Below are 12,200 nucleotides of genomic sequence, written 5' to 3'. Positions count from 1 at the left end.
TTGATTGCGCAGCGCTGGATCAGGGGACGGTATCGGGCGGGCTCAGGTGTCTGGCGGTACATAAATATCGCAGGCAAAAAAAGACCCGCATCACGGCGGGTCTTCGTTTTTCAGGAAGGGCTTCAGGTCCCCGACTTGATTTTGGTCCAGGCCCGCGTGCGCGCACGTTCGGCATCACGCGGCAGCGGTTGCAGGGTGTAAAGCGTGGCCATGGCCGTTTCGGTCGGGTACAGGTTCGGGTTGTTGCGGATCGCCGGGTCGACCAGTTCCGTGGCGTCCTTGTTCGGGTTCGGGTAACCGACGAAGTCACTGACCGGCGCGATCACCTGCGGTTGCAGCAGGTAGTTGATGAAGGTGTAGGCGTCCTCGGTGTTCTTCGCGCCCTTCGGAATCGCGAGCATGTCGAACCAGATCGGCGCACCTTCTTTCGGCAGGCGCATGTCGACGGTCACCCCGTTCTTTGCCTCCTTGGCGCGGTTGGCCGCCTGGGAGAAGCTGCCGGAATAACCGACCGCGACGCAGATCTCACCGTTGGCAATGTCGGCCATGTACTTGGAGGAGTGGAAGTACGTGACGTACGGCCGGATCTTCATCAACAGCGCTTCAGCCTTTTCGTAGTCCGCCGGCTTCTTGCTGTTGGGGTCCAGGCCGAGGTGTTGCAGGGCCAGCGGCAGGATCTCCGACGGCGAATCGAGCAGGGCGACGCCGCACTGCTTGAGCTTGCTGATGTTCTCTTCCTTGAAGATCAGGTCCCAGCTATCAACCGGCGCGTCGGCGCCCAGGGCGGCTTTGACTTTGTCCGGGTTGAAGCCGATCAGGATGGTCCCGTACATGTACGGCACGGCGAATTTGTTGCCGGGGTCGTTGGCTTCGATCAGCTTCATCAGCTTGGGATCGAGGTGGTTCCAGTTCGGCAGTTTGCTGCGGTCCAGCGGTTGGAAAACACCGGCCTCGATCTGCTTGGCGAGGAACACGTTGGACGGCACCACCGCGTCGTAACCGGAGTTGCCGGTCAGCAGCTTGGCTTCCAGCGCTTCGTTGGTGTCGAAAATGTCGTAGATCAGCTTGGTCTGGGTGTTCTGCGCCTTGAAGTCTTCCAGCGCTTTGGGGGTGATGTAATCGAACCAGTTGTAGACGCGCAACGTGCGCTCTTCGGCGTGAGCGGCTCCGCTGAGCACCGTGGCGCAGAGCGCGGGCACGATGAAACGCTTGAGTGTGTTCATTGTTGTTATTTCCCTTGGGCGCTTTCAAAACCTTCAAGAACGTTCACGGCATTGATGCCGATTTCTTCGACCGCGTAACCGCCTTCCATCACGAACAGGGTCGGCACGCCCAGCTTGGCGATGCGCTCGCCCATCGCCAGGTAATCCGGGCTGTCGAGCTTGAACTGGGAGATTGGATCGTCCTTGAACGTATCGACGCCCAGGGACACGACGACGATCTCGGCGCCGTACTTTTCGATCTCTTTGCAGGCTTGTTCCAGCGCGGCGCTCCAGACATCCCAACCGCTGCCGGCGGGCAACGGGTAGTTGAAGTTGAAGCCTTCGCCCGCGCCTTCGCCGAGTTCGTCTTCATAACCGAGGAAGAACGGAAACTCGGCTTCCGGATGGCCGTGGATCGAGGTGAACAGCACGTCGCTGCGCTCATAGAAAATCGATTGGGTGCCGTTGCCGTGGTGGTAATCGACGTCGAGGATCGCGACTTTCTTGTGGCCCCGATCGAGGAACGCCTGAGCGGCGATGGCGGCGTTGTTGAGGTAGCAATAACCGCCCATCAAGTCACTGGCGGCATGGTGTCCCGGTGGACGGCACAAAGCGAAGGCACTGCGCGCGCCACGCTGGATTTCCGCCTGGGCGGTGAGCGCCACTTGGGCTGCGCTGTACGCGGCTTGCCAGGTGCCAGCGGTGATCGGGGCGCCGCCGTCGAAGCTGTAATAACCCAGTTCGCCGTGCAGGCTGGTGGGTTTGATGCGGCGCAAGGTACGCGCCGGCCAGGTGTAAGGCAGCAAGTCGCCGTCGGTGTTGAACTCGGTCCAGCGTGCCCAGGCGCCTTTGAAGAAGTCGAGGTAGTCGCGGCTGTGAATGCGTGCGATCGGGTCGAGGCCGAAATCCTTCGGCGCTTCTACCGGGCCGAGCTTCTGGTTTTGCACCCGTGACAGCACATGGTCGGCGCGCGAGGGCATTTCGAAGCAGGGCTTGAGTTGCCCGTCTATCAATTCACAACGGCCGTGGTGCAGGTGGTGATCGTCCGAGTAGATCGTCAGCATTTCTTGTTCTCCGCAGGCTGATTCGGTTGAACACAGTCTTGCGGCGGATGGCGATTCGGAGAACGGCAGGAAAGGCCAAAAGGGGACCGATGTGGCCAAAATAGTTGACCGAAATTCGCCCCTTTTCGACACCGCAACGCCCCCAAATGACGCATTGACCCTGTAGGAGCGAGGCTTGCCCGCGAAGCTCTTGGCGTACCTGAGGACGCCTTCGCGGGCAAGCCTCGCTCCTACAAGGGGATGGTGTCGGTCAGGGGCGGAACTGGCTGGGCGCCACGCCGCTCCAGCGCACAAAGGCATGGCGGAAGCTCGCGGTCTCGCTGAAACCCAGCACTTCGGCAATCCGGTAGATCGGCATCTGGTCTTCGCAGAGCAGTTGCTTGGCCTGCTCGAATCGCAGCTCATCCAGCAACTCCTGATAACTGCACCCCAGGTCCTTGAGGTGCCGACGCAATGTCCGCGCCGAGCAATTCATCTGCTCGGCCAATCCTTCGAGCCCCGGTGCGGCATTCAATTGCGCGCTGAGCAACTGGCGAATCCGCCCCAGCCACGCCTGACGCCCGGTGAACTCGAGGTTCTGCTTGCGGCAGCGTTCGGCCATGGCCTGATGGGTGATGACATCCGCGAGCGGCAGGGGTTGGTCGAGCCAGCGCTTGTCGAAAGCAAAGGCGTTGTCCCGCGCTTCGAAGTGCAGCGGGCAGTTGAAGTGTGCGGCGTAGGTTGCTTGATAGTCCGGCGCAGCATGTTCGAAGCGCGCGGCGATCAACGGCAGCGGGTGACCGAGCAGGTCGTCGCAGGTGACTTTCAATGACACCAGGCAGAACTCGGCATTGAACACCGCCATTGCCGGGCTCTCCCGGTAGTCGGCGGCGACGAACCAGATGCGTTCGCCGTCGTCCTCCAGGCTCAGCTCGAAAAGTGTTCCCAACAGCGCCGGAAAACGTATCGCCAGACGCAAAGCGTCACCGAAGGTGGCACTGGTGAGCAGCGCATAACCGAGCATCCCGTAGCAGGAAACATGCATGCGCCGACCCAGCTCCAGGCCGATGTCACGCTTGAGCGCGACCGCGTTGGCGCAGACCTGCATTTCCTGGTTGGTGGTGATGCGCGTGTCGGCACGGTTCAAGTCCGCTGCGCTGATACCGCTGCCCGCGAGCAAGGCGTCGCTGGACAGGCCTTCGGCCTTGAAGGCGTTGAGCACCAGAGAGACAGCGTTGAGGGTGGTGAGGTGGGAGTGCAGCATGAGCGGCTTCCAGCCTTGGGATGGCTGGAACGCAGCAAATTACATGCCGAGCACTTGTAGGAGCCGGCTTGCTGGCGATCCAGTCGACGCGGTTTTCCTGGCACACCGCGTTGCATGAATCGCCAGCAAGCCGGCTCCTACAAGGTCAGGTGAGTTCGCCGCAGAGGTCGAGTTCGACGAGGCGGCGCACTTCAGTGGTGTCCAGACCAGCACCCAGCAACCCATGCAACTTGCCGAACGCTGCCTCACGGGTCATGCCGCCACCGGACAATACACCGACACCACGCAAGCGGCTGCCGGCCTCGTAAACGTCCAACTCAACGCCACCTTCATGGCACTGCGTCACTGCAACTACCACCACGCCGTTGTCCCGTGCCCGCGAAAGCGCAGCGAGAAACTCGGGGTTGTCGCTCGGCCCGGTGCCGCTGCCGTAGCACTCCAGCACCAGGCCCTGAATGCCGCTGTTCAGCACGCCATCCAGTTGCTCGGCGCCAATGCCGGGGAACAGCGGCAATACAGCGACTTTCGCCAGTTGCTTGCTCTGGTTGTAGTTCAACGCTGCGGGCAGTGACGGGGCCTTCGCTCCGCCGCCTTGACGCTCCAGGCGCTTGAACGGATGCCGACCAAAACTGCGCACCTTCGCGCAGCGGGTTGGCGCCAGCAGCTCGCCGTGGAAGTACAGATGCACACCCGGCGCCAGACCTTGGCCCAAAGCAACCAGGGCACCGCCGAGGTTTTCCCAGGCATCGCTGTCGGTCACGCCGGCCGGCAACATCGAACCGGTGAAGCACACCCGCGCATTCAGACCAAGCAATTGAAAGCTCATGGCCGCCGCGCTGTAGGCGAGGGTGTCGGTGCCGTGCAGGATCAACACGCTGTCGCAGCCCTGAACGTCGACGGCATCGACCACTGCTTCACGCAGTTGCTGCCAATAGGTCGGGGACATGTTGGCGCTGTCGATCAGCGGCGACATCTCGCGAAAGCGCCACTGCGGCACCACCAGCTCAGGCTGGCTGTGCAGGTATTCACGCATCCGCGCTTCAAAACCGGAGGCCGGAGCCAGGCCGTGTTCGCTGGCTTGCATGCCGATGGTGCCGCCGGTGTAGAGCACCATGACGTGCTGGGCGGCAGGGTAGGTCGAGGAATTCATGGAGATGCTCCGAGAACGATGAGTTCCTCTGTGGGAGTGAGCCTGCTCGCGATAGCGGTCTATCAGCCAGCATTAATGTCGCCTGACACGCCCTCATCGCGAGCGGGCTCACTCCTACAGGGTTTTTCGCACTTTAACCGATCAGCGTTGCGCTGCGGGTATGCCTTGCGCTTCAGCTTCAGCCTTGGTGGCAGCAGCTGGCGGGTTGGCTGGCCAGGCGTTCAGGTCCAGGTCCAGGTCCGGGAACTTGCTCGAATCGAACACTGGGGTCTTGATGCCGGCAGCGCGCTGGTCATCGTAGTCACGCAGGATGCGCATGCCGACCTTGAACAGCAGGAACAGCGCGATCAGGTTGACGAACGCGAGCAGGGTCATGGTGATGTCGGCAAACGCGAACACCGTGCCGAGGTTCTCGATCGCACCCCAGAAAATCAACACCAGTACCAGCGCGCGGTAGCCGATCAGCGCCTTGCGGTTTTCACCGATCAGGAAGCGCAGGTTGCTCTCGCCCAGGTAGTAGTTGTAGAGAATCGAGGTGAACACGAACAGCGCCAGTGCCACGGAGATGAACATCCGGCCCCAGTCACCGACCACGGCGGCCAGAGAGTTCTGGGTCAGGGCAATGCCGTCGCCTTCGAAGCCCGGGGTGTAGAAACCCGAGAGCAGGATCAGCAACGCGGTGCAGGTGCAGATTACAAAGGTATCGAGGAACACGCTGAACGCCTGAACCACGCCTTGTGACACCGGGTGTTCAACCGACGCCACGGCCGCTACGTTCGGTGCACTGCCCAGGCCTGCTTCGTTGGCGAACACGCCACGCTTCACGCCCATGACGATCGCGCTGCCGATCAGGCCGCCGAACGCCTGGTCCAGACCGAACGCGCTTTTGACGATGGTCATCAGCATCGCCGGTACGTGGTCGAATTGCAGCACGATCACGTAGATGGTCACGCCGATGTACACCAGGGTTTTCACCGGCACCAGCAGGTCAGCGACCTTGGCGATGCGCTTGATCCCGCCGATGAACACCAGGCCCAGCAACACCGCCAGGGCCAGACCGGTCCAGGTGGTGTCGAAGCCGAACGCGTTGTTCAGCGAGTGAGTCACGGCGTGGGATTGCAGGCCGTTGAAGGCAAACCCGAAGGTGATCAGCAGCAGGAACGCCATGATCATGCCCAACCAGCGTTTCTGCAGACCGTGCTGGATGTAATAGGACGGGCCGCCACGGTAAGTGCCGTCGGCGTCGGCGCGTTTGTAGAGCTGGCCGAGGGAGCATTCGAAGAAGCTGCTGGACATGCCGACCAGTGCGGTCACCCACATCCAGAACACCGCACCTGGCCCGCCGAGGGTCACGGCAATGCCGACACCGGCGATGTTGCCCGCACCGACGCGGCCGGCGAGGCTGAGCATCAGGGCCTGGAAGGAGCTGAGTTGACCGGCGCTGCTTTTGAGGCTGTCGCGGAACACCGCGAACATGTGGAAGAAGTGACGCAATTGAACGAAACGCGAGCGGATCGTGAAGTAGCTACCGAGCCCGACAATGAGCACGATCAGTACTTTCCCTGAGAGGAAGTCGTTAATGACTTCGAGCATGGATTATTCCTCGCTGTTTTTTTTGTGTAGGCAAATGCTGGACGGTCGGAAACATCGCGTTACACCGCTGTGCGCACGGCACAACAGGCGAGGCGAAGGTTCGTCCCGATTTCATATTGCGGGTTTGTTATTAGTTCGGGTTTCGCATGGGTTTGGGCCTCGTTACCGACGACCGCTCACGCGAAGAGGGGCGGCACTATACCGATGACAGTACCGTCCGTCTGCACGATTGTGGTGCATCCAGTGAAACGAAGCCTTTGAAACACCCGACGTTACCGGCGCCGGGCTCTTGTAGGAGCGAGCCTGCTCGCGAAAAACGCAAGGACACCACAGGGCATCAGATGAACCGCGTTATCGTTAACGATCTTCGCGAGCAGGCTCGCTCCTACAAATTCTGAGTTGTTGCAAAAGAGTTAAAAAAAAGGGCCTGGGGAGTAAATCCCCAAGCCCTCAAAAGGTGAGAGGTGTCTAGTCCCTCGACCTGGTGAGCGGTGCTACAAGTAACGCGTCGGTTCAGGCTTTAAGCGGAACCAGACGCGGAGCAATCATGTTTTCCGGGCGCAGGATGTCGGCGAGCATTTCTTCGTCGAGCAAGCCTTCTTCGCGCACCAGTTCCAGCACGCCGCGGCCGCTTTCAAGGGCGATACGGGCGATGCGGGTGGCGTTTTTGTAGCCGATGTACGGGTTCAGTGCGGTGACCAGCCCGATCGAGTGTTCGACCAGTTCACGGCAGCGCGCTTCGTTGGCAGTGATGCCGACGATGCAGTGCTCGCGCAGCATGTCCATGGCGCGTTGCAGCAGGCGGATCGAGTCGAGGATCTTGAAAGCGATCAGCGGCTCCATCACGTTCAGTTGCAGTTGGCCGCCTTCGGCTGCCATGGTCAGCGCCAGATCGTTACCGATGACCTGGAACGCAACCTGGTTCACGGCTTCCGGGATCACCGGGTTGACCTTGCCTGGCATGATCGAGCTGCCTGGCTGACGCGCCGGCAGGTTGATCTCGTTGATGCCGGTGCGTGGGCCGCTGGACAGCAGGCGCAGGTCGTTGCAGATCTTCGACAGCTTGACCGCGGTACGCTTGAGCATGCCGGAGAACAGCACGAAGGCGCCCATGTCGGAGGTGGCTTCGATCAGGTCGGCGGCTGGTACCAGCGGTTGACCGCTGATCAGCGCCAGACGCTGTACGGCCAGAGCCTGATAGCGCGGGTCGGCGTTGATGCCGGTGCCGATCGCGGTGCCGCCCAGGTTCACTTCGGTCAGCAGTTCCGGGGCCAGCGTCTTCAGACGGGCCAGGTCTTCGCCCATCGTGGTGGCGAAAGCACGGAACTCTTGACCCAGGGTCATCGGCACGGCGTCTTGCAGCTGGGTACGACCCATCTTCAGGACGTGGTTGAATTCTTGACCCTTGGCCGCGAACGCCTGAATCAGGCTGTCGAGGCTGGCCAGCAGAGCGTCGTGACCCAGCAGCAGACCCAGGCGGATCGCGGTCGGGTAGGCGTCGTTGGTCGACTGCGCCATGTTCACGTCGTCGTTCGGGTGCAGGTACTGGTATTCGCCTTTCTGGTGACCCATGGCCTCCAGCGCGATGTTGGCGATGACTTCGTTGGCATTCATGTTGGTCGAAGTGCCAGCGCCGCCTTGAATCATGTCCACCACGAACTCTTCGTGGAAGTCGCCGCGGATCAAACGTGCACAGGCTTCGCTGATGGCAGCGTGCTTGGCTTCGCTCAGGTGACCCAACTCACGGTTGGCGTCAGCAGCGGCCTGTTTAACCATGGCCAGGCCGACAACCAGTTTCGGGTAGTGCGAAATCGGAACGCCCGAAAGGCGGAAGTTATTCACCGCTCGCAGGGTCTGGATACCGTAATACGCTTGAGCCGGTACTTCGAGAGCGCCAAGCAGGTCATTTTCTGTGCGGAATGATGCAGCGGAGGACATGATAGAAATCATCTCAATATGGACCCGGTCTGTGCCGGAACACCGCAAATGCTAGGCTTGTAGAGAATTTTCGGCCAATGCTGTTAAACACTGGCCTATGCATATTCGGCATAATGCCCGTGTGACGCCGTGTCTGCGGCGAACGTGTGACCTAAATTGGTGCGTGTCCGGGAGGACTTGATGAATCTGGAAAGCAAATGGCTTGAGGACTTTAGTGCTCTGGCCGCCACCCGCAGCTTCTCCCAGGCTGCCGAACGCCGCTTCGTGACGCAGCCGGCGTTCAGCCGACGGATCCGCAGCCTTGAGGCCGCGCTGGGGCTGCAACTGGTCAATCGTTCGCGCACGCCGATCGAGCTGACGGCGGCGGGGCAGTTGTTCCTCGTCACCGCGCGGACCGTGGTCGAACAGCTCGGCGAAGTGCTGCGCCATCTTCATCACCTGGAAGGCGGGCAGGGCGAAGTGATGCAAGTCGCGGCGGCTCACTCGTTGGCTTTGGGTTTCTTTCCGCGCTGGATCGCGCAATTGCGTAATGAAGGGCTGAACATCGCCACGCGGTTGGTGGCGACCAACGTTGGCGACGCGGTGCATGCCTTGCGCGAAGGCGGTTGCGATTTGATGTTGGCCTTCTACGACCCGGACGCCGCGATGCAGATGGACCCGGAAATTTTCCCGTCGCTGCACCTTGGACACACGGAAATGTTGCCGGTGTGCGCAGCAGATGCCGACGGCAAGCCGCTGTTCGATCTGGAAGGCGAAGCCAGCGTTCCGTTGCTCGCCTACAGCGCCGGCGCCTTTCTCGGCCGTTCGGTGAACGGCTTGCTGCGCCAGCGTGCGCTGCGGTTTACCACGGTGTATGAAACCGCTATGGCCGACAGCCTGAAAAGCATGGCGCTGGAAGGGTTGGGCATCGCCTGGGTGCCGCAACTGAGTGTGCGTGCCGAACTGGCGCGCGGTGAGCTGGTGGTCTGCGGTGGCCCGCAATGGCATGTGCCGCTGGAAATTCGCCTGTACCGCTGCGCACTGGTGCGCAAGGCCAACGTGCGGTTGTTGTGGCGCAAACTCGAAGGCGGCGCCGCCCAGACCCCCACCGGACTGTAGGAGCCGGCTTGCCGGCGATCCAGACAACGCGGTGTGTCAGTAAAAACCGCGTCGCATTGATCGCCAGCAAGCTGGCTCCTACAAGGGATTGGGGATTGACCTTCGAGTCAATAAAACCGGGGTTTTGCGCTGTATGACAGATGGTCGCATCGGGGGCTGTTTATCTGCTTCATTGAGGTATACTGCGCGGCCTTCGGCCGGTTCGTCCGGCCATTTTTCGTACAATCAAGCCACGCATTTTGCGTGGCTTGTTGTTTTTTGACGCGCCTGCGGGCGCCCAGAGAGAAGAGGCACGACGATGAGTGCACTGGTTGGCGTGATCATGGGCTCCAAGTCCGATTGGTCCACCCTTAGCCACACCGCCGATATGCTGGAAAAGCTCGGCATCCCTTACGAGGTGAAAGTGGTCTCTGCCCACCGCACCCCGGACCTGCTGTTCCAGTACGCCGAAGAGGCCGAGGCGCGTGGCATCGAGGTGATCATCGCCGGTGCCGGTGGCGCGGCCCACTTGCCAGGCATGTGTGCGGCCAAGACCCACCTGCCGGTGCTGGGCGTGCCGGTGCAGTCGGCGATGCTCTCGGGCGTCGATTCGCTGCTGTCTATCGTGCAAATGCCAGCAGGCATTCCGGTTGCCACTTTGGCCATCGGCAAGGCCGGCGCGATCAACGCCGCGCTGCTGTCGGCGAGCATCCTCGGCGCCAAGCACCCGCAGTTCCACGAAGTGCTGAAGACTTTCCGCGCTGAGCAGACAGACAGCGTCCTGGACAATCCAGACCCACGCATCGCCTGAGGTTGTTGACGATGAAGATCGGTGTAATCGGTGGCGGCCAGTTGGGTCGCATGTTGGCGCTGGCGGGCACTCCGCTGGGCATGAATTTCGCTTTCCTGGACCCCGCGCCGGATGCTTGCGCAGCCGCGTTGGGCGAACACCTGCGGGCCGATTACGGCGATCAGGATCACCTGCGCCAACTGGCCGATGAAGTCGATCTGGTGACCTTCGAGTTCGAGAGCGTCCCGGCTGAAACCGTGGCGTTCCTGTCGCAATTCGTTCCGGTCTACCCGAGCGCCGAAGCCCTGCGCATCGCCCGTGACCGCTGGTTCGAGAAGAGCATGTTCAAGGACCTGGGGATTCCGACCCCGGCGTTCGCCGACATCCAGTCGCAAGCCGATCTGGACGCCGCCGTGGCCTCCATCGGTCTGCCGGCCGTGCTGAAAACCCGCACTCTGGGTTACGACGGCAAGGGCCAGAAAGTCCTGCGCACCGCTGAAGACGTGGTGGGTACCTTCGCTGAGCTGGGCAGCGTTGCCTGCCTGCTGGAAGGCTTCGTGCCGTTCACCGGCGAAGTGTCGCTGATCGCCGTGCGCGCCCGCGATGGCGAAACGAAGTTCTACCCGCTGGTTCACAACACCCACGACAGCGGCATCCTCAAGCTGTCCGTGGCCAGCACCGACCACCCGCTGCAAGCCTTGGCCGAAGATTACTCCAGCCGTGTGCTCAAGCAGTTGAACTACGTTGGCGTGATGGCGTTCGAGTTCTTTGAAGTCGACGGTGGCCTCAAGGCCAACGAGATCGCCCCGCGCGTGCACAACTCCGGGCACTGGACCACTGAAGGCGCCGAGTGCAGCCAGTTCGAAAACCACCTGCGCGCCGTAGCCGGCCTGCCGTTGGGTTCGACCGCCAAGGTCGGCGAGAGCGCGATGCTCAACTTCATCGGTAAAGTGCCGGACACCGAGAAGGTCCTGGCCATCGCCGATTGCCATCTGCATCACTACGGCAAGGCGTTCAAGGTCGGCCGCAAGGTCGGTCACGCCAACCTGCGTTGCGCGGACCGCGAGACGCTGGCGGCACAGATCCTCAAGGTCGAAGCCCTCATCGCCGAATAAATAGTTTCATGTGGCAGCGGCGGAACCATTCAGGGGCCGCCGTTCTCTCATGGCAGGATGCCAAAGTCTGACTAGGCTTTCGCATAGCCATTCAATCAGAGGGAAATGCCATGGGAATTATCGGAACCATCTTTATCGGCTTGATCGTTGGCCTGCTGGCGCGGTTCCTGAAACCGGGCGATGACAGCATGGGCTGGATCATGACCATCCTGCTCGGTATCGGCGGTTCGCTGGCGGCCACTTACGGCGGTCAGGCCCTGGGCATCTACCAGGCCGGTCAAGGCGCGGGCTTCATCGGTGCGCTGGTCGGTGCCGTGGTGTTGCTGGTGATCTACGGCTTGATCAAAAAGAACTGATTCAGGCGACAAAGTCCTCTCGGCTGCGCAGTCCGAGAGGACTAGAATGCTCGGCGACTTATCGTCCTTCCTTTACCGAGCACCTCCATGCGCCGTCTTCTATTGACTGTCCTTTTACTGGGTTCGGGCCTTGCCCATGCCGGCGAACTGCCGGAAACCGACTGGCTCGAACTGATGCCCAAGTCGGACCAGAAAGCCCTCGAGGCCATGCCCGAAATCGATCACAACTCCCCCGAAGCCAATGGCACCTTTACCGAAAAGGGTGGCATGAAGCAGAGCAAGGGCTTGCCGGCGGTGATGTACTCGACCAAGACCGTGGCGTCGATGAACGACAAGAACATCCGCATCGGCGGTTATCCGGTGCCGCTGGAGTCTGACGCCAAGGGCCGCAGCACGCTGTTCTTCCTCGTACCGTATCCGGGCGCCTGCATCCACGTGCCGCCACCGCCGCCTAACCAGTTGGTGCTGGTGCGTTATCCGAAAGGGTTGAAGCTCAATGATATCTACACGCCGCTGTGGGTGACCGGCACGTTGAAGATCGAGAAGGTCAACAACGACCTGGCTGATGCAGCGTATGCGCTGGATGCGGCGCAAGTGCGGGTGGTAAAGGAATCGGATTTGTAGGCGGTCAAAACTGTGGGAGCGAGCCTGCTCGCGAAAGCGGTGTGTCAG

Annotated in this window: 11 protein-coding genes; 5 read left to right on the top strand and 6 right to left on the bottom strand. The window is 61.2% G+C overall.

Annotation, left to right across the window (positions count from 1 at the left end):
- Nucleotides 1–122: 122 nt before the first annotated feature.
- From PMI32_RS11555 to aspA, 6 genes are all read right to left on the bottom strand, one after another.
- Nucleotides 123–1,223 (bottom strand): polyamine ABC transporter substrate-binding protein, encoded by a 1,101-nt coding sequence (locus tag PMI32_RS11555; RefSeq protein WP_008030720.1) that lies wholly within the window; start codon nucleotides 1,221–1,223, stop codon nucleotides 123–125.
- A 5-nt stretch (nucleotides 1,224–1,228) separates the two neighbouring features.
- Nucleotides 1,229–2,266, bottom strand: coding sequence for a histone deacetylase family protein (locus PMI32_RS11560; RefSeq protein WP_008030719.1), 1,038 nt, complete (start codon nucleotides 2,264–2,266; stop codon nucleotides 1,229–1,231).
- Nucleotides 2,267–2,516: 250 nt separating this feature from the next.
- Nucleotides 2,517–3,509, bottom strand: coding sequence for an AraC family transcriptional regulator (locus PMI32_RS11565; RefSeq protein WP_008030718.1), 993 nt, complete (start codon nucleotides 3,507–3,509; stop codon nucleotides 2,517–2,519).
- 145 nt (nucleotides 3,510–3,654) lie between these two features.
- Complete coding sequence (locus PMI32_RS11570) at nucleotides 3,655–4,659, bottom strand: asparaginase (RefSeq protein WP_008030717.1); 1,005 nt, start codon at nucleotides 4,657–4,659, stop codon at nucleotides 3,655–3,657.
- A 141-nt stretch (nucleotides 4,660–4,800) separates the two neighbouring features.
- A complete protein-coding gene (locus tag PMI32_RS11575) occupies nucleotides 4,801–6,252 on the bottom strand; it encodes an alanine/glycine:cation symporter family protein (RefSeq protein ID WP_008030716.1) in 1,452 nt (483 codons plus the stop codon).
- Nucleotides 6,253–6,765: 513 nt separating this feature from the next.
- A complete protein-coding gene (gene aspA, locus PMI32_RS11580) occupies nucleotides 6,766–8,190 on the bottom strand; it encodes an aspartate ammonia-lyase (RefSeq protein ID WP_008030715.1) in 1,425 nt (474 codons plus the stop codon).
- A gap of 180 nt (nucleotides 8,191–8,370) precedes the next feature.
- Between aspA and PMI32_RS11585 the strand changes: the two genes are divergently transcribed.
- The 5 genes from PMI32_RS11585 to PMI32_RS11605 all read left to right on the top strand — a co-directional run bounded on the left by PMI32_RS11585 (nucleotide 8,371) and on the right by PMI32_RS11605 (nucleotide 12,152).
- A complete protein-coding gene (locus PMI32_RS11585) occupies nucleotides 8,371–9,288 on the top strand; it encodes a LysR substrate-binding domain-containing protein (RefSeq protein ID WP_008030714.1) in 918 nt (305 codons plus the stop codon).
- A gap of 298 nt (nucleotides 9,289–9,586) precedes the next feature.
- The gene (gene purE / locus PMI32_RS11590; RefSeq protein WP_008030713.1) at nucleotides 9,587–10,078 is read left to right on the top strand and encodes a 5-(carboxyamino)imidazole ribonucleotide mutase; all 492 of its coding nucleotides are present in this window, start codon (nucleotides 9,587–9,589) and stop codon (nucleotides 10,076–10,078) included.
- A gap of 11 nt (nucleotides 10,079–10,089) precedes the next feature.
- A complete protein-coding gene (locus PMI32_RS11595) occupies nucleotides 10,090–11,172 on the top strand; it encodes a 5-(carboxyamino)imidazole ribonucleotide synthase (protein ID WP_008030711.1) in 1,083 nt (360 codons plus the stop codon).
- A 110-nt stretch (nucleotides 11,173–11,282) separates the two neighbouring features.
- Nucleotides 11,283–11,528, top strand: a complete 246-nt coding sequence (locus tag PMI32_RS11600) for a GlsB/YeaQ/YmgE family stress response membrane protein (RefSeq protein ID WP_008030708.1) — start codon at nucleotides 11,283–11,285, stop codon at nucleotides 11,526–11,528.
- Between the two features lie 87 nt (nucleotides 11,529–11,615).
- Nucleotides 11,616–12,152, top strand: a complete 537-nt coding sequence (locus PMI32_RS11605; protein WP_008030706.1) for a DUF3299 domain-containing protein — start codon at nucleotides 11,616–11,618, stop codon at nucleotides 12,150–12,152.
- Nucleotides 12,153–12,200: the final 48 nt, after the last annotated feature.

This window comes from Pseudomonas sp. GM60 (genome assembly GCF_000282415.1).
Lineage (GTDB): Bacteria > Pseudomonadota > Gammaproteobacteria > Pseudomonadales > Pseudomonadaceae > Aquipseudomonas > Aquipseudomonas migulae.
The sequence above is the reverse complement of the archived record's forward strand: the minus strand, read 5'-3'. Positions and strand labels throughout refer to the sequence as shown.